At 61.1% G+C, this 21938-nt stretch carries 19 protein-coding genes; 11 read left to right on the forward strand and 8 right to left on the reverse strand.

Going from position 1 to position 21938, the window contains the following annotated elements:
• The first annotated feature begins 71 nt into the window (after positions 1 to 71).
• Positions 72 to 1304, forward strand: coding sequence for an SfnB family sulfur acquisition oxidoreductase (locus IB266_RS07110; RefSeq protein WP_192260702.1), 1233 nt, complete (start codon positions 72 to 74; stop codon positions 1302 to 1304).
• A gap of 9 nt (positions 1305 to 1313) precedes the next feature.
• Positions 1314 to 1709 (forward strand): hypothetical protein, encoded by a 396-nt coding sequence (locus IB266_RS07115; RefSeq protein ID WP_192260703.1) that lies wholly within the window; start codon positions 1314 to 1316, stop codon positions 1707 to 1709.
• Positions 1710 to 1840: 131 nt separating this feature from the next.
• On the opposite strand, the gene IB266_RS07120 is transcribed toward IB266_RS07115, so the two are convergent.
• The 5 genes from IB266_RS07120 to msuE all read right to left on the reverse strand — a co-directional run bounded on the left by IB266_RS07120 (position 1841) and on the right by msuE (position 6866).
• Positions 1841 to 2689, reverse strand: coding sequence for an amidohydrolase family protein (locus IB266_RS07120; RefSeq protein ID WP_192260704.1), 849 nt, complete (start codon positions 2687 to 2689; stop codon positions 1841 to 1843).
• Positions 2686 to 3816, reverse strand: coding sequence for an FMNH2-dependent alkanesulfonate monooxygenase (ssuD, locus tag IB266_RS07125; protein ID WP_060742773.1), 1131 nt, complete (start codon positions 3814 to 3816; stop codon positions 2686 to 2688). The genes IB266_RS07120 and ssuD overlap by 4 nt, the downstream gene beginning before the upstream one ends.
• A gap of 127 nt (positions 3817 to 3943) precedes the next feature.
• Positions 3944 to 5047: a sigma-54 interaction domain-containing protein gene (locus IB266_RS07130; protein WP_060742772.1), complete on the reverse strand. Its 1104-nt coding sequence runs from the start codon at positions 5045 to 5047 to the stop codon at positions 3944 to 3946.
• An 8-nt stretch (positions 5048 to 5055) separates the two neighbouring features.
• On the reverse strand, positions 5056 to 6243 hold the full coding sequence (locus IB266_RS07135) for an acyl-CoA dehydrogenase family protein (RefSeq protein WP_060742771.1): 1188 nt from the start codon (positions 6241 to 6243) through the stop codon (positions 5056 to 5058).
• A 59-nt stretch (positions 6244 to 6302) separates the two neighbouring features.
• Positions 6303 to 6866, reverse strand: a complete 564-nt coding sequence (gene msuE, locus IB266_RS07140) for an FMN reductase (protein WP_192260705.1) — start codon at positions 6864 to 6866, stop codon at positions 6303 to 6305.
• 268 nt (positions 6867 to 7134) lie between these two features.
• Between msuE and IB266_RS07145 the strand changes: the two genes are divergently transcribed.
• Positions 7135 to 7404 carry a YceK/YidQ family lipoprotein gene (locus tag IB266_RS07145; protein ID WP_092474144.1) on the forward strand — a complete coding sequence of 90 codons (270 nt, stop codon included), beginning with the start codon at positions 7135 to 7137 and terminating at the stop codon, positions 7402 to 7404.
• Positions 7405 to 7509: 105 nt separating this feature from the next.
• Here the strand turns inward: IB266_RS07145 and IB266_RS07150 are convergent, their stop codons facing one another.
• A complete protein-coding gene (locus IB266_RS07150; RefSeq protein WP_192260706.1) occupies positions 7510 to 8400 on the reverse strand; it encodes a LysR substrate-binding domain-containing protein in 891 nt (296 codons plus the stop codon).
• A 126-nt stretch (positions 8401 to 8526) separates the two neighbouring features.
• On the opposite strand from IB266_RS07150, the gene IB266_RS07155 reads away from it, so the two are divergent.
• Positions 8527 to 9141, forward strand: coding sequence for a DUF1989 domain-containing protein (locus IB266_RS07155; RefSeq protein ID WP_060742767.1), 615 nt, complete (start codon positions 8527 to 8529; stop codon positions 9139 to 9141).
• Between the two features lie 41 nt (positions 9142 to 9182).
• Positions 9183 to 10124: a LysR family transcriptional regulator gene (locus tag IB266_RS07160; RefSeq protein WP_192260707.1), complete on the forward strand. Its 942-nt coding sequence runs from the start codon at positions 9183 to 9185 to the stop codon at positions 10122 to 10124.
• A gap of 185 nt (positions 10125 to 10309) precedes the next feature.
• Here IB266_RS07160 and IB266_RS07165 read toward each other — a convergent pair whose 3' ends face one another.
• Entirely contained in the window at positions 10310 to 10978 is a 669-nt protein-coding gene (locus IB266_RS07165) for an FMN-dependent NADH-azoreductase (protein WP_060742765.1), read from the reverse strand.
• A 330-nt stretch (positions 10979 to 11308) separates the two neighbouring features.
• Here IB266_RS07165 and IB266_RS07170 point away from each other — a divergent pair, with 330 nt between their 5' ends.
• From IB266_RS07170 to IB266_RS07180, 3 genes are all read left to right on the forward strand, one after another.
• Positions 11309 to 12739 carry a purine-cytosine permease family protein gene (locus IB266_RS07170; RefSeq protein ID WP_192260708.1) on the forward strand — a complete coding sequence of 477 codons (1431 nt, stop codon included), beginning with the start codon at positions 11309 to 11311 and terminating at the stop codon, positions 12737 to 12739.
• A 36-nt stretch (positions 12740 to 12775) separates the two neighbouring features.
• Positions 12776 to 13327: a VOC family protein gene (locus IB266_RS07175; protein WP_225613445.1), complete on the forward strand. Its 552-nt coding sequence runs from the start codon at positions 12776 to 12778 to the stop codon at positions 13325 to 13327.
• Between the two features lie 84 nt (positions 13328 to 13411).
• The gene (locus IB266_RS07180) at positions 13412 to 14206 is read left to right on the forward strand and encodes a creatininase (RefSeq protein ID WP_192260709.1); all 795 of its coding nucleotides are present in this window, start codon (positions 13412 to 13414) and stop codon (positions 14204 to 14206) included.
• A 16-nt stretch (positions 14207 to 14222) separates the two neighbouring features.
• On the opposite strand, the gene IB266_RS07185 is transcribed toward IB266_RS07180, so the two are convergent.
• Entirely contained in the window at positions 14223 to 15092 is an 870-nt protein-coding gene (locus tag IB266_RS07185; protein ID WP_192260710.1) for an NmrA/HSCARG family protein, read from the reverse strand.
• 142 nt (positions 15093 to 15234) lie between these two features.
• Between IB266_RS07185 and IB266_RS07190 the strand changes: the two genes are divergently transcribed.
• From IB266_RS07190 to IB266_RS07200, 3 genes are all read left to right on the forward strand, one after another.
• Entirely contained in the window at positions 15235 to 16110 is an 876-nt protein-coding gene (locus tag IB266_RS07190) for a LysR family transcriptional regulator (RefSeq protein WP_192260711.1), read from the forward strand.
• A 149-nt stretch (positions 16111 to 16259) separates the two neighbouring features.
• A complete protein-coding gene (locus IB266_RS07195; protein ID WP_192260712.1) occupies positions 16260 to 17417 on the forward strand; it encodes an HD-GYP domain-containing protein in 1158 nt (385 codons plus the stop codon).
• A 57-nt stretch (positions 17418 to 17474) separates the two neighbouring features.
• Positions 17475 to 21875 carry a response regulator gene (locus IB266_RS07200; protein ID WP_192260713.1) on the forward strand — a complete coding sequence of 1467 codons (4401 nt, stop codon included), beginning with the start codon at positions 17475 to 17477 and terminating at the stop codon, positions 21873 to 21875.
• Positions 21876 to 21938: the final 63 nt, after the last annotated feature.

Raw genomic sequence — 21938 nt, forward strand, 5'->3', positions numbered from 1 at the left:
ATAAAGCATTTTTAATGTTGGTACGGGCTGTGCTTTAGCGCTGGATGAACCCGTTATGCATGGAGTAGCACATGACCGACTCACCGTCTTTCGATCTGCCTGGACAGGCCCATCCGGCGCCGCGCAGTCCGGCCCACATCATCCGTAGCGACGCCGAGGCCATTGAGGTGGCGCAGCGCCTGGCCGAGGATTTCGCCCGCGAGGCGGCCTTGCGCGACCGCGAGCGACGGCTGCCCTGGGAAGAGCTCGAACGTTTTTCCGCGAGCGGGCTGTGGGCGATCCGCGTGCCGAAGGCCTACGGTGGCGCCGAGGTGTCCTATGCCACCCTCAGCGAAGTGATCGCGATCATTTCCGCTGCCGATCCGTCCCTCGGCCAATTGCCGCAGAACCATTTCGGTGTGCTCAGCAACCTCAGCCTGACCGGCAGCGAGGAGCAGAAGCGCCGCTACTACGCCAAGGTGTTGCAGGGCTATCGTTTCGGCAACGCCTTTTCCGAGGCGCGTAGCCAATACGTCACCACCTTCCAGACGCAGATCCGCTTCGACGGCGACACGGCCGTACTCGACGGCGAGAAGGCCTACTGCACCGGTGCGTTGTTCGCCCACATCGTGCCGGTCGCCGGGGTGGACGAGGCGGGGCACGTTCATATCGCCCTCGTTCCACGGGATGCCGCGGGCCTGACGGTGATCGACAGTTGGGACGGTTTCGGTCAGCGCATCACCGCCAGCGGCCAGGTGCGCATCGAAGGTGTACGGGTACCGGCGAGCGACGTGGTGCCGGCCTGGAAGGCCTATGACCAACCCACCTCCGACGGCCCGATCTCGCAAATCATTCAGGCTGCGGTGGACACCGGCATTGCCCGTGGCGCCTTCGCCGAGACCTTGCGCGTAGCACGCCAGGCGCGCCCGTGGGTAGACAGTGGGCTGCAACACGGCTGGCAGGACCCGCTTGGCCAGGCGCTGATCGGTGAGTTGGCCTGGCGCCTGCAAGCGGCCGAAGCGATTCTGCGTCGCGCGGCGCACGCGGTCGACCGGGCTGTCGCCGAGCCCAGTGAGGAACGGGTTGCTGAAGCTTCGGTGATTGTCGGCCAGGCCAAGGTGCTGTCCACCGAGATTTCCCTGGAGGCTTCCAGCCGTCTGTTGGAGTTGGGCGGCACCCGCAGCGTCTCGGCCAGCCAGGGGCTGGACCGGTTCTGGCGCAATGCGCGGACCCACACCCTGCACGATCCGGTGCGCTGGAAGTATCACTTGGTCGGCAATCAACTGCTCAACGGCATCAAGCCACAACGTCATTCCTGGAACTGAGGATCGCCTATGTCCAACTTACATTCCCAAGGCCGTAGCGACCTGGCCCATGCTCGGCATGTCGAGGTGGCGCTGATCGACTATCTGCGTGCGCAAAGTGCCCGCCACGAAGCGCTGGTGATCGCCGCCGTCGGCGAACTGCGCATCCGCATCGACGCTGCTGGCGCCTTGCTGGAGTACGCCGATGAGTCCCAGTCGGCTGCCATTGCCTTTCGCTTGGCTGCCGCCGAGGCGGCGCGCCTGGCGGGTGACGTGTACTTTGAACTGGCCGGCCGAAGCCTGCCGCGGCCCCTGCCAGACAGCGCCGAACCGGCCTTGCTGACCCAGCGCCGGTTGCTGGGCGACCACTACCTCAACGGCGCCGCGTTGGCCGACGAGCAAGAAGGGCGCCTGGCTGCGGGATAGGCAATGGATCGTGATGAAATCGGGGAGTGCCGGAGTGCTCCCCGGGTTGTTCGCTGAAGATCACCTGGCGTTTCCTGCGGTTCGGTTTGAATCGCAGGAAACGCTCCCCGGGGAACAGAACCGACGCCGGCTCAGGCCAGCCCGAATACCCTGCGCGCGTTACCGTGGAAGAACTTCTCCAGCACCTCGTCTTTCAGCCCCAGTTGCAGGGCGTCTTCGATGCTTTGACGGATCGGTCGGAAGGTGTAGGACGAGCCGAATAGCAACTGGTCGGCCAGGTAGCCGTTGGCCGCTTGCACGTAACCCTCGCTGCCCGGCTGGAACAGGTACATGTCCGGTACCAGATGAATGTTTTCAAAGCGGAAAGCAACGCCGAGGGCCTGCTGAACGTTGGGCCAGTAGCCGTGGTAGACGACGATCGTCAGGTCCGGGAACGCACGGGCCACGGCCGCCAGGCGTGCCGGGTCGTTGTAGCTGGGGTCCGGGGTGGTCGGCCCACTCATCAGGAACAACGGGATACCGCGCTTTTGCAGGTGTTCGTAGAGCGGCCAGTACAGCCCATCGTCAGGGTGCCGGGCCGGCTCGGCGAAGCCCGGTTCCAGGTCGATGCCGGCCAGGCCCAGGTGATCGATCGCCCGGTCTATTTCCGCCAGGGCGCCTTCGATTCCTTGTAGCACCGGCTCTACCGAGCCGATGCCGATCAGCTCGTCGTGACCCCGAACGATTTCGTGGATGCGCTCATTCGGCAGGTGCTGGCTCGGTGTGTGGCGGCCCACCACCACGGCTTTGTCCAGCCCGGCGTCACGCACCTCGGCGAGAAAACCCTCCGGTGTCAGCGAACGTTCGAAGTGATCGTCCGGGCCGCGAGTGCCGACGCGCCGGTTGAGCCAGCGCGTCACGGCGTGTTCGGGCGAGCCCGGGACCCCGCCGAAGAATGGGTGCAGGTAGGCCGGGCGACAACGCAGGTCGATGACGTTCATGCGACTTTCTCCTTGCCGGCGCGGACGTCGAAGGCGCCGCCAGTGAAGGCGCCTTCCACGGTGACCTTGCCCTTGCCCGGCAAGAGCGGGAACACCAGTTCGGCGAAGCGATAGGCCTCTTCCAGGTGCGGGTAACCCGAGAGGACGAAGCTGTCGACGCCCAGGTCGGCGTATTCGAGCAGGCGTGCGGCGACAGTTTCCGGATCGCCGACCAGTGCAGTACCGGCGCCACCGCGAACCAGGCCGACCCCGGCCCAGAGATTGGGCGCCACTTCCAGCTTGTTGCGGTCGCCGCCGTGCAACGCGGCCATGCGCCGCTGGCCTTCGGAATCCATCTTGACGTAGTTGGCCTGGGCGGCGGCAATAGTGGCGTCGTCGAGGTGGCTGATCAACTCGTCGGCAGCGGCCCAGGCGGCTTCGCTGGTTTCCCGCACGATCACGTGCAGGCGCACGCCGAAGCGCACGCTGCGGCCATGCCTGGCGGCACGAGCGCGCACATCGGCGATTTTCTCGGCCACGGCCGCCGGCGGTTCGCCCCAGGTCAGGTAGGCATCGACATGCTTGGCTGCCAATTCATGGGCGGCCTCTGATGAACCACCGAAGTACAGCGGCGGGTGGGGGTGTTGTACGGGCGGGAAGAAGTTCTGGGCGCCACGCACTTTCAGGTGCTTGCCGTCGAAGTCGACGGTTTCGCCCTGAAGCAGGCGGCGCCAGATGGTCAGGAACTCATCGGAGGCGTCATAGCGCTCGTCGTGCGTGAGGAACACACCGTCGGCTTCCAGTTCGGTGGCGTCGCCGCCGGGTACGACGTTGAGCAGCAGGCGGCCACCACTGGCCTGGTCCAGGCTGGCGGCCTGGCGCGCCGACGCCGTGGGGTTGCCCAGCGAGGTGCGCAGCGCCACCAGCAGCTTGATGCGCTGGGTCACCGGAACCAGGCTGGCGGCGGTCACCCAGGGATCCAGGCAACTGGCCCCGGTGGGGATCAGCAGGCCATCGTAGCCGAGTTGATCGGCGGCCACGGCGATCTGGCGCATGTAGGCGTTGGTCGCCGGTCGGCCACTGTCGGAGTGTCCCAGGTAACGAGTGTCGCCGGAGGTGGGAAGGAACCAGAAAATATCCAGGCTCATGAGGTTCGGTCCTTGTGCGGTTGGGCGTATGGAAGGGCGCATGGGCCCTTCCGGCATCGCAACGCTTGGCATGTTGGGGCGTTGTCGGTCGCCCACGGGGGCGCCGCATCGCCTGGTTTTAGTTTGATCAGATCGACAGTTGCAGCGCCCGATCCGGGCGTGTGTGGATGTCCGGGCGACGTCGGTTGACCACCAGCTCGCCAATGGCGATCAGTCGTGCTCGCGTGACGTTGCGACTCAAGCCCAGCAAGCTGGCGGTGCGCACCTGGTTGCAGTGGCAGAAGCGGTAGGCGGCGCGCAGCAGGCTGTCTTCGACTTTCTCGTGGAGACCGCCAGCCTGTTCTTCGAACAACCGGTGGAACGTGCGCAGCAGTTGTTCGTCGGCGCTCTCGCCGAGGGCGGCCTGCGCTGGCTCCTGGCGCTCGATGCGCAGGGACGACAAGCGCAAGTCGTCTTCCTGCACCAGACCGTTGCGGCACACCAGCAAGGTGTGGTGGATGACGTTCTCCAGTTCGCGGATGTTGCCCGGCCAACTGTAGTCCGCCAGTTTGCGCTCGGCTCCGGAGGTCAGGCGCACTTCGCCGTAGCCCAGGCGGTTGCAGTAGGTCTTGATGAAGTGCCGGGTCAGCGGCAGGATGTCGCCTGGCCGCTCACGCAGCGGAGAGAGTTGCAGGCTGACCACGTCGAGGCGGTAATACAGGTCCTCGCGGAAGTGGCCGGCGCCGATGGCCTTGTCCAGCTGCACGTTGGTGGCAGCGACCACGCGCACGTTGATCGGGATGCTCTTGCGCGAGCCCAGGCGCACCACCTCGCGCTCTTGCAGCACACGCAGCAGCTTGACCTGGATGGCCATTGGCAGGTCGCCGATCTCGTCGAGAAACAATGTGCCGCCGTTGGCTTCCTCGAACCAGCCGGCCTTGGCGGCGAGGGCGCCGGTGAAGGCACCTTTCTCGTGGCCGAACAGCTCCGCCTCCACCAGCGATTCGGAAAAAGCCCCACAGTTGACGGCGACGAAGGGCCCCGCGCGACGGCCGCTGAGGTTGTGGATGTGGCGTGCGACCAGCTCCTTGCCCGTGCCGGTTTCACCAATGATCAGGACGCTGGCCTCGCTGGGGGCGACCTGTTGTACGTGGGCGAGCAGCGCCTGCGATCTAGGGTCTTCGAAGACCTGTGCGGTCGCCCGGATCGAGGTAGCCAGTGTCGGCGAAGGGGGGAGGGTCAGCAGTTGCATGGGCATCCCTATGAGTAGAAGGAGGGGGTGGGCCGCGTCTGGTTCAGCGCCCATTCACCCAGTTCGTGGAGTTTGTAATCCACGGGGTCGTGCAGGCTCTGCGTGCGCAGGTTGCGCCAATGGCGGTCCAGGCGCAGCGAAGCATGGGTGGCGCGGGCGCCGGTGACTTCGAACAGGCGGCTACAGATATCCAGGCCGGTGCGTACGGCGGCGACTTTGGCGGTGGCGATGGACAGCGCCAGCTGGGCGCGTTCCTCGGCACCCAGGGCGTGGCCCTTGTGCCAGGCCTCATCCAACTGGTCGGCAGCGCGTTCCACCAGCAGTCGCACACTTTCCAGGCCAACCCAGAATTCGCCGAAGTGGCGCAACACATAAGGGTCTTCGCTGACATGCTGGGCCTTGGAACGGAACCACGGACGGCCCTCCTTGAGGGTGTAGTGCCGGGCTTCTTCCAGGGCGCCTTCGGCAATACCGAGGAAGATGTGGGAGAAATGCAATTGCGCGATCAACGGGCGCAGGCAGGCGAAAGGCGTACTCAGGGGGCCGGGGTCGAGCAGCAATTCGTTCTCTTCTACCCGCACCCGTTCGAAGGTGGCACTGCCACTGTCGGTCTGGCGTTGGCCCATATTGTCCCAGTCGCCGTGCAGGGTGATGCCGGTGCGGCCACTGGGGATCGCGGCGATCAGCAGTTTGCCGCCAGCGCTCTCATCGATGGCCGAGGCGATCAGCATTTCCGAGTCGCTGGCACCGGAGCAGAAGCTCTTCTTGCCGGAGAATTCGCGCCAGCCGTCGAAGGTCTTGACCACGGTACGGGTGTCCAGTGGGTTCAGAGCGTTGCCCCAGAACCAGTTCTTGCGGGCGGTCTGTTCGAACCAGGGTTGCCACTGATCGGGGCGCGAGAACAGGCGCACGGTGGCCAGCATCAGGTGCTGAAAACCGAAGACGTGGGCGATGGAACTGTCCACCTTGGCGAACTCGCGCACCACGCCAAGGGTTTCGCTCCAACTGGCCCCGAGGCCACCGAACTGGGTGGGGATGCTCAAGGCCAGCAAACCGCTCTGGCGTATGGCATCGCGTTGCAGCTTGGGTGTGCCGCCGGCCTCGTCGCGCTCGACGGCGGTTTCGGCGAACTCCGCAGCCAGGCGGCGGGCGGTCTGCAGCGGGGTCAGCACGGTGGGTTGTGGTTGGATTCTCATGCGATGTCCCTCGCAAAAACGCCTTCCAGGCAGATGCAATCGTGATTCATGCGGGCTCCTCAGGCGATCTTGCGCAGGGCGTGCGCCTGGCCGGCAAACAGGCGAGAGGCGTGTGCGGCCGCCAGCTCGATGCGCGACTGCAAGGCGGTGCTGACGATGCGGTAGTCGGCGAAATCGGTCTCGCTGGCGTACACGCCGATGGGCAGGGTGAGTGACTGGAAGAAGCTGAACAGCGGGCGCAACTGGTGATCGAGGACCAGGGCATGGCGTTCGCTGCCACCGGTGGCGGCCAGCAATACCGGGGTGTTGATCAGGGCGTCCTGGCCGACCAGATCGAACAAATGCTTGAACAGGCCCGGATAGGTGCCGCGATAGACCGGCGCGGCCACCACCAGCAAATCGGCAGACTCGATCAGGCGCAGTTCGTGCTCGACGGTTTCCGGCAACTCCTTGCGCCACAGCGCACCGCCCAGCGGACGGGCGATGTTGCCCAGTTCGATCAGGTGGGTATCGATGACCAAGTGCTGGCCGAGCTCGCCCAGGATGGCTTCGGTCAGTGCCAGAGTGCGCGAGGGGCGGGCGGTACCGCCGGAGACGGCGACGACTTTCAATGGAGTGCTCATCCTAGGTGTTCCTGTTGGACTGTTGATCGAGGTACATAGGCTTGAGCAAGGGCCGTACCAACGCGAAAAGCCCAGCGTTTACTGGGCTTCGCGGGGATAGGAGGGGGCGGAACTGTTGGCCTGGCGGATGAATTGTTGAATGGCTGTTGCCCAGGCAACAACTGAGCCGCTGTTTCTGGGGCAACAGTCTTCAGTGGCAACAGTCGTCCCCCCTATAGGTCGTCCGCCATCGATGCTACAGTCCCGTCTTTCCAGGGGAGAAAGCGTCATGCGGATCGTGTTATTGGCTTTGACGATGGCGCTGCTCGGGGGATGCGCGACGGCCAACGAAACCTTTGGCATGGGGCAGCTTTGCGGCCGTCAACCTTATTGCGGCGCGGCGACCGATATCGAGATCATCAAGGGCTCGATGAACGACAACGATGTGTATTCACGCGCGCTGGCACCGTTTGCAATCATTGACCTGCCTTTCAGTGTCGTGGCCGATACGTTGATTCTGCCCTATACGATTTTTCATATGAGGCCTGCCGAGGAGTAGGCCTCTCTGAATGATTCGAACCCGCTCCCTCGCCCTGGGGATTCAACACCCGGCGGAGGAGGATGCCAACGCCGCTGCGCTCTCACCGAATACCTGATCCATCCTTCAGGATGAATGCACACGCACTTGAAGATGTTCTCCAAGGTACTGGATAAATTCTCGTGCCAACTGTGATGACTCTTCCTGTGTGGGAAGCAGCAATGCAATTTCGTATCTGATCGCTGGTAAAAAGGGTTTCAGGACAAGATGCCGAGTGAAGGACTTACTGACCACCGGATCGACGATCCCCACACCCAGGCCGGCGCCGACCAGTTCGCATGCTGTCGAGAAAAACTCTGTCTCGGCCACCACGTTCCAGGATGATCCATAGGCCGAAAAAGCCATGGCCAACTGCTGATAGATCGGATCGCCCTTGAACAGCGAAACGAACGGTACACCATGCAGGTCTGCCGGGGTAATCACGTCCAACGCTGCGAGAGGGTGACCCATCGGCATCATGCATTGGCACTCATACGAAATCACCTCCATGTGGGAGGTGGGGTAATCGAGCGGCAGTTCGGCGATGGCCAGGTCGAATTGCTGCGTCGTCATCAGCTCCCGGACGGACTGGGAGTTTCGGGTGATAATCTTGAGTTCCAGCCCTGGACGTTCTTTCGCAAACTCGGCCATCAATCGTGGCAGCAGATTGATCGAGATGCTTGCATAGGCAGCCACTGCCAGGTGGCCGCGTTTTCCTGTTCTGATTTCCTTGGCGATGCGATGGGTTTTTTCCACCGCTTCCAGCGCACGCTCAGCCTCGACGAAAAACAGTCGGGCTTCAGGTGTGGGTTGCAGGCGACCGCCCTTGCGCACGAACAGCTTGAGGCCAGTCTCATGCTCCAGATTGGCGATGGTGCTGCTTATGGCCGGTTGGGAGATGTTCAAAAGCTCTGCGGCACGGGTCATCGTGCCGTGGATCATCAAGGTCCTGAAGCACTCAAGCTGACGGATTCGCATGGCTTGCCCTATAAATTCAACTTATACCGAGGCCACTTTATATTATTGGTTTGCGGTTTTGTGCTGTGTTTTCCTTGATGGCAAGTACTCGGCCGTCGGCCTTTAGTCTTGCGAGGAAACAAGAACATGAATGCAGTAGATACCATCCACGGCACAGAGCTGGTCCGCTTGCCTGCCCGGCGAGGTGTTGCGCTTCGGTTGCATCAAGGGCGAACCCTCAAGCTCATCAACACACATGGCAAGCAGGTCGTTGATACTTGGGCGTTCAACCCGGATGATCTTTGCGAAGTCATGTCGATGGAGCACAGTCGACCTTTTTGGTTGAAGCTCAACCCGTGCAAGGGGGACAGCCTGGTGACCAACAAACGCCGGAAAATCCTCACGCTTACGCAAGACAGTTCGCCCGGTGTGCATGACACGCTGGTGGCTGCTTGCGACCCGACGCGTTACGTGCAGTTGGGGGTAGTGGGCCATCACGATAGCTGTAATGAAAATCTCTTCCTGGCTCTGGACGTCCTCGGCCTGGTGGTGACTGAAACCCCGAGTCCGTTGAACCTGTTCATGAATGTGCCGGTTCATCAGGACGGGCGTATCGAGTTCGCCGCGCCGGTCAGTGAGCCAGGGCAGTATGTGTGCCTTACGGCGGAAATGGACGCGATTGTGGTGCTCTCTGCTTGTCCCCAGGACATTACTGCCGTAAATGGAATGGAGCCCCGGGACGTTCACTATTGCATTCTCTGAATCCGCTGCACGTCATACCGTCCAGGTGCCAGGAGACCGTCATGCGCAAGATACCCCCTCTGAATTCGGTGCGAGCATTCGAAGCGGTTGCACGCCACCAGAGTTTTTCCGTGGCCGCGAACGAGCTCTCCGTGACAGTCGCCGCGGTCAGTCATCAAGTCCGGCAATTGGAGGAGGGGTTGGGACAAAAGCTTCTCGAGCGGGGGCGGACGGTGACCCTCACACCTGCGGGCAAAGCCATCTATCCGCTGTTGCGGGACGGCTTCGATCAGATTGCTCAGGCCTTTGCCCTGTTAAATGGGGCGAAGGAGGGCGATGCGATCCAGGTGTCCACCACGCGTGCATTTGCGGAGCGATGGCTCATGCCGCGCCTGGTGAAGTTCAACGAGATCTATCCGAACATCGTGGTGTCGATCCACGCCTCGGAGAAACTGGTGGATCTGCGTTCCGAGACGATTGATCTGGCGATTCGATATGGTCCAGTCGAGGCCGATGTGCGAGGTCCGGTGCTGTTCGAGGATCGGTACATTGCGGTTGCGGATAAAAGCATCTGTCCAGTCGAACGCATGGCAACGATCGACGACTTTCATAATCGACCACTGCTGGCGTTCAAATGGAAGAATCAGGCTCTCGAAGCTCCCGCGTGGTCAGCCTGGCTGGCCCGGGCCGAGCACGGTGCCTCCCGGGACTTGCGCACCTCCTGGTACAGCGAGGAAACGCTTGCGCTGCATGCGATGGAGCGGGGGTTAGGCCCTTTGCTGTGCAGCAACGTATTGATTGACGATGAGCTTCGCTCTGGTCGGATTCGACGGGTGGTGGGGCCGACCTTGGCCGGTTTTACCTACCACTTGATAGAAGATAACCATTGCAATCCTCGCCATAGCCTTTCGTTGTTCAGGGAATGGCTGCTGGGCGAGGCAAAGTCGTTCAGGGAGCACACGCTTGATGAGGTGGCAGGGCATCAAATGGCGCTGACGTCTTGAGCGCTGAGGCAGATAAGCTCGATTCTATCGTCAGGGCTGCATCGAGCCGTTGATCGTCGTGACCCCGGGTTGGCGAAAACAGGGTCGAGGTGGCAAGCCCGGTACTTTCCTTTCCGGATGGGATTGCCACGCCCGACATGTTCAGCAGGCTTCCCCATCGTTGGTTTTGGCGGGGATACGCGGCATCAAGCCGGAGAGAGCTGGCTTTGCCGTGCCTCGATCATTTGCCTGACCAGGACCGGAACGGCATCGAACGCATTCGCGATGGAGGCTTCATGGCGAGCGTCGCCAAATTCCTGGTAGTCGATAGAGATGACATGGGTTTCATTCACGCCCAGGTAATGCGCACAGGTCTGAATGTGCGTGTCCAGATGGTTCATGGCTTCACGAACGCCACCTGGGCCAAATCCAAACTCGCCACGGGAGGATAAAATGACCAGCTTCTTGCCGCTCATGATGGGTTCCAGTGGGTAGTCGCCGCGCTCGAGATCGAAGGTAAAAGTCTTGCCGACCCGAATCACCTTGTCGAACCAGGACTTAAGGGCCGCCGGCATCCCATAGTTGTACATCGGCGTACCGATCACAATGATGTCGGCCCGGTCGATCTCGTCGATCAGTTCATCCGAGAGGCGGATTTCCTCGCGTTTTTCTGGCGTCATGTGTTCTTCGGGGGTAAAAACTGCGGCGATCCAAGCTTCGGTCACGAATGGAGGAGGGTTGCGCCCAACGTCACGGGCGATGATTTGCGCCTTGCCATCACGTTCGACCCAGGCTTGGACAAAAGCCTGGGACAGTTTACGGCTTAGGGAACGGTCGGATCGCGCACTGGCATCAATATGAAGAAGGGTGGTCATTTCATCATTCCTGTTAACCCTGAAGTGGAGTTACTTCAGCGACTGCAACAAATTGGCACGTCCCTCGCCGCTTCGGCTATTGATGTTTATTTGAAGAGCGTTAAATAAAACTCAATAAGCGATTTTTATTTGTCGGGTTGGGTTGGAATGCTTTCTGTTTTTGACAAGGCGTGGGTATTTCATGCCTGGATGAATGGTGGGGTTGAGAAAATCTTTATCCGGCAATTTTTCTAAAGGGTAGTTTAGTTATGGTCAATTACATAAAAATACAGACCTCGCTTTAATGACTCGGGGCGATTCATGTGTCGCCGGTCAGCGAGGAAAATAATAATGTCAATGCGTCGAGAATCTATAAGAAACTTAACGAACGAAGCCAACTACGATGCGTTGGGCATTGAGCCGGTGCCCGATAGCCATCGTACTTCAACGCCGTTGGACCAGTTCTGGATCTGGGCTGGAGCGAATGTCGCGCCGATCAACTGGGTGCTGGGGGCAATCGGTATCCAGTTGGGTTTGAGCCTGATTGAAACTCTGCTGGTGATTATCGTCGGCAACCTGTTGGGCGCCGCCTTGTTCGGTGCTATCTGCATCATGGGCCACCGCACGGGCGTGCCGCAAATGGTGCTTTCCCGGCTGGCCTTCGGCAGACGCGGCGCCTACCTGCCAACCATAATGCAAATACTGATGCCGATGGGCTGGGTCGCCACCAACACTTGGATAGTCCTGGACCTGGCGATGGCGGCCTTGGAAAAGGTCGGTATCAGCGGAGGCATGGAGCTCAAGTACGGTATCGCCTTGGGCGTCATGGTCATCCAGGTGGGTATCGCAGCCTGGGGCTTCAATGCTATCAAGTGCTTCGAGCGCTACACCATGCCGGTGATCCTACTGATCATGGTCGTGATGACCGGGCTCGCCTTCACTCATGTGGACATCCAATGGCAGGCCTCGACCACCGAGGGCATTGGCAAATTGTCGGCCATGAGCAGCCTGATGACGGCGATCGGGATCGGCTGGGGCATTTCCTGGCTGGTATATGCCTCGGATTACACCCGCTTCACCCAGCGCAAACTCTCCGATGGCCAGGTGTTCCGCTCGACATTCCTCGGCATGTTCCTGCCCACGGTATGGCTGGCCTTTCTTGGCGCTGCCATTGCTTCTGCGGGCGCAGGCTCGGACCCGGCGCAGCTCGTCATTGCGGTGTTCGGAACCATGGCGTTGCCGGTACTTCTGGTGCTGCTGCATGGTCCGGTGGCCACTAACATCGTGGTCATTTATTCGGCGGCACTGGCAACGTTGTCGCTGGATCTGCGAGTGCCACGCTGGGTTGTTTCAACCGTCTCGGGCGTTGTCGCGCTGTTCATCCTCTATCTGTTCCTGCAATCAGGTGAATTCGTGCATACCTTTGAGAACCTGATGGTTTTCTTCGTGGTGTGGATCAGTCCCTGGGCCGGTATCACACTGGTTGATTTCTTCCTGATTCGCCGTGGTCAGCTCGATCTTCAATCGCTTTATTGTCATCACTTGGAAAGTGCCTGCACGGACGTGAATTGGAAAGGCCTGTTTGCACTTGCAACTGGCGTCCTGGCGGCTTGGTTATTCCAAGTAGGCACTATTAAATCACTGCAAGGTCCCCTGGCGATGGCATTGGGCGGTATTGATCTGTCTTGGTTGGCAGGGTTTGCTGTCGGCGGCGGTATTTATTATGTGTTGCACCGATCCCGGCAGGCGGAAGTTGCTCGCTCGTCGGCCATGGCTAAGTAAAAACAATGTTGTTATTCATTAAGCGAGGTTATGCAAATGTCTCATCTTGAACAAACCAATGTATTGGCGGCGTTGAACGGCGGTGCCGAGATCGATGCGTTTCTGGGCAATGTCGTGGAAATCGCGATCGTGACGCGTGACCACAGACGCACCATGGATGGCTTGCTCAAGCTGGGGATCGGCCCGTGGCGGGTCTACACCTTCAGCCCGGAAAACACCCAGAACCAGACTTACCACGGTGAGCCGGCCGACTTTGTACTGAAAGTCTGTTTCGCACAGTCCGGAAACATGGTCTGGGAATTGATGGAACCTGTTTCCGGGCCGACAATCTTCGCCGATTTCCTGGACAAGCATGGCGAAGGCATCCAACACGTCGCGTATGACTGCAACAACATTCCGTTCGAAGATCGTCTCGCTGAACTGGAGCGACGTGGTTTCAAATGCGTTCAGTCAGGTTCTTGGATGGGCGTGAATCATTTCGCGTTCTTTGGTACCGAGGCCGATACCACCACCGTATTTGAAACCTATGCATTTCCTTCCGATTGGGATTATCCGGAACCAGAGTCGTGGTACCCGCCGCGCGCATAAGCCCACGCGGCATCACCTCGGCGCTGATGGCTGTCATGCGCCGAAGTGCTCGCCACCTTGAAATGACATCAGGAGGACAACCTCATGAACAGTGTTCGGATGGATAACATCAGTTGGGTCGAGTACAAGCATCGGGTGCAATCAGGCGCCGTGGTGTTTCTTCCCATCGGCGCAACGGAGCAGCATGGACCTCACTTGCCTTTGGGAACCGACGCCTTACTGGCCAGCGCTATCAGCGAGGATGTGGCCCGGGCAATCGACGGCATCGTCGCCCCGACGTTGTCCTATGGCTATAAATCCCAGCCCAAGTGTGGCGGCGGGCAGCACTTCTGTGGCACAACCAGCGTGGACGGTGCAACCCTGATCGCCATGGTTCGGGATTCCATCCGTGAGTTTCATCGTCACGGTGTGAAGCGGCTGGTACTGGTGATCGGGCACTATGAAAACCAGTGGTTCGTGACCGAGGGCATAGAACTGGCAATGCGCGACATTGGCCCGGACAGCGGGCTGGAAGTCATGCGCCTGGAACACTGGGAGTTCATCAACCCACGGACGCTCGACAAGATTTTTGTGGACGGCTTTCCGGGAATCGCCCTGGAACATGCAGCGGTCATCGAAACCTCGATGATGTTGCATTACTACCCAGCGATGGTTGCCCTGGACAAGATTCCTGACCACGGGCCGGCCGAGTTCCCGGTCTATGACATGTACCCAACGCGGATCGAATGGGTGCCTGCGAGCGGGGTTCTGTCCTCTGCGCTGGGGTCCAGCGCCAACAAGGGAAAGCTGTTGGTGACCGATGTCATCAGCGGCATTGTCCAGGCGGTCCAGTCAGAGTTCGGGCTCGATATCCAGCGGCCCGTTGGCCTAGTATGTTGAGCGGTGTGGTGGTTACTCAAACCCCGGCGACAGCCTCGCGAACGAAGTCTTCATAGGTGCGCAGCGGGCGTCCCAGAATCGCCTGGAGCCGTTCCACGGTGCCTTCAGCGGCCTGCATGCCAAACCTCTGGATACCGGACATCATCAGGCGCATGTCATAAGCCAGCCAGGCAGGGCCGTACGCAGCCAATTGTGCTTCGAAGGCGATCACATCGTCACCGCCGTAGGCGACCTCGCGACCCAGGGCGGCGCTCCAGATTTTCGCCACGGCGGTACCGGTCAGTGCGTGCGGGCCGACCAACTCCAGGGTGACCCGATCCAGGGCCGAAGGTGCCTTGTCGCGACGCAGCAACTCGGCAGCGGCGATATCGGCGATGTCCCGGGTATCGATCATCGACACGCCCGCCGAGCCGATCGGCATCGGGTACACCGAGTAGTCCTGAATCGTCTGCTGGACCATGAATTCGTTTTGCATGAAGTAAGCCGGGCGCAGGATGGTCGCCGGGATGTCGAGGCTTTCGATCATGCGCTCCACCGTATGCTTGCCGGTGAAGTGCGGCACGTAGGTGAACTTGTCGGCATGGATCACTGACAGGTAGACGATGCGCTCGATGCCGGCCTCGCGAGCGAGGTTCAAGGTGATGAGGGCTTGCGTCACCTCGTCGGGCGTCACGGCGTTGAGCAGGAACAGCGTACGCACCGATGCCAGTGCGTTGCGCAGCGAAGGGACGTCGGTGAGGTCGGCAACGACTTCAGTGACGCCCACCGGGAAAGTGCCCTTGCCCGGCTGGCGCACCAGGGCTTTGACCTCGGCGCCTGCGCTGGCGAGGCGTTGAATGATGAGTGAACCGAGGGTGCCCGTGGCGCCGGTAACGAGAATGCTCATTTTGAATCTCCTGCAAAGGGTGGGTGAGTCAGAACGTCCGCCACGACCTTGTCGGCCCGTTGCGATGGACAAACGATAGGGTGTTGCAGGAATAAATCGAAGACACCAGGATGTAGACACTCCGTTGCAAAAGTGGAACGCCATGAACCTGAACGCACTGATCGATTTCACCCTCGTGGCCACGAACGAGGGGTTGGGCAAGGCAAGCCGTGCCAGCGGAATATCCAAGGCAACCTTGTCGCGCCGCATCGCCGACCTTGAGGAGCAATTGGGGGTCAGGCTGATCGAGCGCAGCGCCCGTGGCCTGAAGCTCACCGAGGCCGGTGCGCTGCTGATGGCCAGGGCCGAAGGGCCGCTGGCCGAGGTGGCCGAAGCCATGGCAGCGGCGAAGGAGGGCGTATCGACGCCGCGCGGACGCTTGCGTGTCGCTGCCCCGGTCCTGTTCTCGCAGCTGGCGATGGGACGCATCGGCGCAGAGTTTTGCGCGGCTTACCCTGACGTCACGATCGAGGTCGTTGCGGAGGATCGCGTGGTGGATCTCGTCGAGGAACAATTCGATGTCGCCATCCGGATCAACCCCAGCCCGGACAGCGCTTTAGTCGGTCGCTGTTTCGCCAAGGACCGGCTGGTGGTGGTGGCCGCGCCTGAACTGCCAATGCCTGCACCCGGGGCCATCCGCTCGGTTCCCGGCATTGTGGCGTCCGGTTTCGAGCCCACCCAATGGACACTCGATGGCGGCCACTTGGTTCTGGAACCGGTCCCCAGGCTGCGGTTCTCTTCGTTCCTGATGATCCGCGATGCGGCCATCGCCGGTGGTGGGGCGGCCCTTATCCCGCAGTCGATGGCATGGAACCAGCTGGCCAGTGGCGAGTTGGTCCAGTGGGGCACGGTATCTGGGAAAGAAGCCGAACTCTGGGTCCTGCACACGTCCCGGCGTCTTGCTGCGCCGAAGGTGCGGGCGTTTGTCGATTTCATGTGTGCCAGGTACCCGGACATGTCACTGATACTCAAAGGTTAGAAGTTCTTTGCAATACGTAGGGAGGTGCGGGCTGAGCCGGTGAATGGTGCGGCGGCGGTGGAGAAGTACAGCTAAGCTCACGGCCATTGAGAGGGCAGAAATAAGTCCCTCTAGGGATGCCAACATCTCTGGCAAAGGAGTCGCGAGCCATGAGTGCCGAACAGAGCCGCTATCCCCATGCCACCATTCTGGTGGTTGACGACACGCCTGATAATTTGATGCTGATGACTGATCTGCTCAAGGATCGTTACCGGGTCAAGGCTGCGAACAGTGGTGAGAAAGCCCTGCGAGTGCTCAAAGGTGACTCGTTACCGGACCTGATCCTGCTGGATGTGATGATGCCCGGACTGTCCGGTCATGAGGTCGCGGACCAACTCAAGCATGATCCGCGTACCTGCGACATTCCTATCATTTTTCTCACCTCCCTGGCGGCGGTCGAGGATGAAGTCCATGGCTTGGAGCTGGGCGCGGTCGACTACATCACCAAGCCGATCAGTCCACCCTTGGTCTTGGCGCGGGTGGATACCCAGCTCAAGCTCAAGGCAGCGGCAGACTTCCTGCGTGATCAGAACGATTACCTGGAGAAAGAGGTGCAGCGGCGTACCCGCGAGGTCATGGCTATCCAGGACGTGACCATCCAGGCCATGGCCTCATTGGCAGAGACTCGCGATAACGAGACTGGCAACCATATCCGCCGGACTCAGCACTACGTGAGGGTCCTGGCCGAGCAGTTGCGCGATCACCCTCGCTTCAACCATTTCCTCAACGATGACACGATCCGTCTGCTGTTCAAGTCGGCACCGTTGCACGATATCGGCAAGATCGGCATTCCTGATCACATCCTCCTCAAGCCGGGGCGCTTCACTGCCGAGGAGTTCGAGATCATGAAGACCCATACCACATTGGGGCGCGATGCCATCCAGCGTGCCGAGGACCAGCTGGGTGTCCAAGTGGACTTCCTCAGCCTGGCCAAGGAGATCGCCTACAGTCACCAGGAGAAATGGGACGGCAGCGGATACCCACAGGCGTTGGCGGGGGACGAGATTCCCATCAGCGCCCGACTGATGGCGGTAGCGGATGTCTACGACGCCTTGATCAGTCGACGGGTATACAAATTGGGCATGCCCCATGAGGAGGCTGTCGAGATCATCCGACAGGGACGTGGCTCACACTTCGATCCAGACATTTGCGATACCTTCCTGGCGAACGTCGAACAGTTCCATGCCATTGCACAGCGTTTCGCCGACAGCGATCAGGACATGGCCAAGCAGGCGGCTGCCCTGGAACGTATTGCCCGCAAACCTTGAGCGAAGTACTACAAAGCGCCTTCGCCAGCCTCTTTGTTGTGGATACTGGGGTATGTCATGGTCAGATTACGAACCCTGCTTGAGCGTCTTTCGCTTCTCCACAAACTGGTCCTCGGCTTTGCCACACTGCTGTTGTTGGTGCTGATCCTGGGCGTACAGAGTCTGCGTAGCCAGGAGTCGCTGAAACAGGACATGCAGAACCTCTATAGCCAGGAACTGGTGGGCATGGAGCACCTGCACGAAGTTCGAGTGCAATTGCCGCATCTGGTACAGACGCTGCAGCGTGCCGTGGGAACGGACAGCGCCGAGGTGCGCATTGAATCGCTGCAACAATTGCGGGATACCCAAGCCCGACTGCACCGCTCCCTGGCCGAAGCCAAATCAACCCTGAGGCGTCCGGAAAACCTGGCGCGCCTCGCCGAGTTCGATGTGCTGCTGCAACAGTTGCAGCGGGAAGGGGAGCGCGCCTTTGCAATGATCGATCTGGGCCGCCAGGGCGAGGCATTGCTGCTGCTCAACAGCAGTCAATTCCAGCACCTTGACCAGCAGGCCGATGCTCTGTTGAACGCCGTCGCTCAGGTAAAAGAGGCTTCGATCCGCGACACAGCCAAGGACATTGCCGAGTTTGCCGAGCGCAGCTCCACCTTGACCTACATCCTGCTGCTCGGCGGATTGTCGCTGGCGCTGCTGCTGTGCTGGCTGGTCAGCCAATCGATCCGCCACCCGCTCAACCGAGTGCGAGTTGCCGTGGATCAGTTGGCGGCAGGGAAACTCGACCAACCGATCCCGCATACTGACTTGAACAACGAGACCGGCGACTTGGCGCGGGCCATCGCCAAACTGCAGATCGAATCCCAGCAACTGGAGCGCCAGCGGTCGGTCAAGGCGCAAATCGCCCAGCTACAAATCGATCTGCAACAGGCGGAGGGTCCTGGCGAACTGGCGCAGGTGTTCTTGCAACACATGGCGAATCTGCTCGGTATTGGTCAGGGCGTTCTCTATGGCGCCCACCAGGACGCCACCCGATTGGTGCTGATGGGCGGCTACGCCACCGATTCCGAGCGGCCTCCGCAAGCGCAGGTCATGTTCGGCGATGGCCTGCTGGGCCAGTGCGCAGTCGATCGCCAGGCACGCCAGATGCAGGCACTACCGGAACAATATTGGCGCCTGCACTCGCAACTGGGCGAAATCCCGGCCACCTGCCTGCTGCTGCAACCGATTCTGCGTGGCGAGCGACTGTTGGGCGTGCTCGAACTTGCTGGATTAAAGACCTTGGATGATGACCAGTCACTGCTGCTTCAGGAAGCCACCCCTCGCTTGGCTGCGGCGATGGCCATCCTGGAGCGTAATCAGGCTGTCCAGGCTCTGTTGGCGGAGACCCGTCGTCAAGCCGATGAAATGGCGGAGCAGGCGCTGCAACTGGAGCGCCAGGCCCAGGAGCTTGAAGCCCAGCAATCGGCACTGCGCGCCACCGAGGCCTGGTACCGCGGAATCATCGAGGCGGCGCCGGACGGCATGCTGGTGGTGGGCACTGACGGGCGTATCCTGCGGACCAACCAGCAACTGGATCGGTTGTTCGGCTACAGCGCCGGCGAGTTGGTGGGCGAGGCGATCGAGCGCCTGGTGCCGGTCTCGAGCCGCGGGCGCCACGTTGAGCTGCGCAATGGCTTCATGGCCCATGGTGATACTCGACAAATGGGTGCCGGCCTGGACGACCTGCAGGGTGTGCGCAAGGACGGCAGTCTGTTTTCCGTGGAAATCGGTTTGTCACGCTTGCCTGCCCTGGAAGGACGCGGAATATGTGTGTGCGCCTCGGTACGCGACGTCAGTGAGCGCCGCCAATTGCAGGCGGCGCTCAAGGTCAGCGAAGCGCAACTACGCGCGGTACTCGACAGCAGTCCGGTGGCGATGCTGATCAGGGACATCGAAGGCCGTCCGACCTACTGCAACCCGCAGTTCGAAAAACTGTTCGGCGTCGATATTGCGCAACTCGAAGGCGTGGACCCGGGACGTTTCTGGGTCGATCAGCAGGCACACCAGCGCTTTGTCGCAGCGGCGGGGCAGGGCGCGGTGCTGAACTTCGAGGCCACCCTGCAGCGTAGTGAGGGGGAGCGCTTCGATGTGCTGGTTTCGGCGGCGACACTGGAGCAGCGCGAGCGGGTCATTCGCGCCAACTGGTATTTCGACATTACCGACCGCAAGGCCGCCGAGGCCGAAGTGCATCTGGCGCGGGAAATTGCCGAGGAAGCAACCCGGGCCAAGAGTGATTTCCTGGCCACCATGAGCCACGAGATCCGCACGCCGATGAACGCCATCATTGGCATGAGCCATCTGGCCCTGCGCACTGACCTGGACCATCGGCAGCGTAACTACATCGAGAAGGTGCACCGCTCGGCGGAGAATCTGCTGGGAATCATCAACGATATCCTCGATTTCTCCAAGATCGAGGCCGGCAGGATGCATCTCGAATACATTCCCTTCCACTTGGAGGACGTGCTCGAAGGCTTCGTCAGCATGATTGGCCTGAAGGTCGAGGATAAAGGCCTGGAGCTGTTATTCAGCACCCCGCCGGGCCTGCCTACCGCACTGATGGGGGATCCGTTGCGCCTGGGCCAGGTGCTGATCAACCTGGGCAACAATGCGGCAAAGTTCACCGAGCAAGGCGAGGTCGTGGTGGGCGTGGAGCAAATGGGCGGTGGCGAGGAGCAGGCACAGTTGCATTTCTGGGTGCGTGATAGCGGCATCGGCATGACCGCCGAACAATGCAGTCGGCTGTTCCAGCCGTTTAGCCAGGGAGATAGCTCCACCACGCGCAAGTATGGTGGCACCGGCCTGGGCCTGGCGATCTCCAAGCACTTGGTGGAGCTGATGGGCGGACGTATCTGGGTGGAGAGCGAGCCCGGTCGCGGCTCCATCTTCCATTTCGAGGTGAGCCTCGGCGTGCAACGCGACGCTCAGCCGCGGCGAATGTTCACCGCCGACGAACTGTTGGGCGTTCGCGTGCTGGTGGTCGACGACAACGCTAGTGCACGCGAGATTCTCTCCGGCATGGCGCGCAGTTTTGGCGTTGAGGTGGATGTGGCGGAGAGTGGGCGGGTGGCGTTGGGGAGGCTGGTCGATGCGGAGCGCAAGGCATTGGCCTATGACTTGGTGTTGATGGACTGGCGCATGCCGGGCATGGACGGCGTGGAGACGGTGCGGCAGATGCACGCCACCGATCTGGCGCGAACACCTTCGGTCATCATGGTCACCGCATTCGGGCGCGAGGAGGCGCGCGAAGAGGCCAGTCGGCACGGTATCCAGTTGCCGGTGGTGCTGACCAAACCGGTGACGCCGTCCACTCTGCTTGAGGCCATCGGCACCGTGCTCGGCAAGGTCCCCCAGGCCGACACCCGGGCCAGCGAGCGATCCGGGCAGAGCGCCCAGGCGATGGCTAGCCTGCGTGGCGCGCGTCTGCTGCTTGTCGAAGATAACGAACTGAACCGCGAGTTGGCCTGCGAGCTGCTGGAGAGCGCTGGCATCGAGCTGTGCCTGGCTACACACGGCCAAGAGGCGCTTGATCAGTTGGCGCGTGACGCGGATATCGATGGTGTGTTGATGGACTGCCAGATGCCGGTGATGGACGGCTATACCGCAACCCGCATGATTCGCGAGCAGTCGCGTTGGGCCGGGCTGCCCGTGATCGCCATGACGGCCGATGCCATGGCGGGGGACCGCGAGCGGGCCTTGGCTTGCGGTATGAACGACCATATCTCCAAACCGCTGAACATCGAGGGTATGTTCGTTACGCTGGCCAAGTGGATTCATCCCAAGCCCGGTCGTACCGTCCAGGCAACCGAAGTCTCTCCGTTTCCCGGGGCGGTCGCCGTGGGCCTGCCCGCTGAACTTGCCGGTATTGATCTGGCGGCCGGCCTCGCCACCAGCATGGGCAAGGTCGAACTCTACCTGCGCCTGCTGCGCAAGTTCCGCGCCAGCCAGAGCGCTTTTCGAAGCGAGTTCCTGCTCGCCCGAGACGGTGCAGACTCCTCGGCGGCGACACGACTGGCCCATACCCTGCGGGGCACTGCAGGTAGCATTGGGGCCAAGGCCGTCGCGCAGGCTGCCTTCGCCCTGGAGCAGGCTTGCCTGACCGGTGCCCAGGAAGCGGTCGTGACTGAGCGACTGTTGGCGGTGGAGCGTTGCCTGAACCTGGTGTTGGCAGGGCTGGCGGGGGTGGCGGAGCCACAGACATCCAGCGAGTCGCTGCCCGTGTCACTTTCTGATGCCGAGTGGCAGGTGCGGTTGGCCCAAGCCAGGGAGCTGTTGGCCGAGAGTGACACGCAAGCACTGACCGTCCTGCACGAGTTATCGGGGCTGACGTCAGACCCCAGGCTGGCCGAGCAGTTACGTCGGGTCGTCCAGTACGCCGATCGCTTCGATTTCGACCAGGCCCTGAAGCTGCTGGAAAACCTAGCCTGATGGGGACGAAGGGCGCGAGGCGACGGTGTCAGAATCGTTCTGGCATGGGACGATTCTGCTGTC

This window comes from Pseudomonas sp. Pdm06, from assembly GCF_014851795.1.
GTDB lineage: Bacteria > Pseudomonadota > Gammaproteobacteria > Pseudomonadales > Pseudomonadaceae > Aquipseudomonas > Aquipseudomonas fluorescens_AA.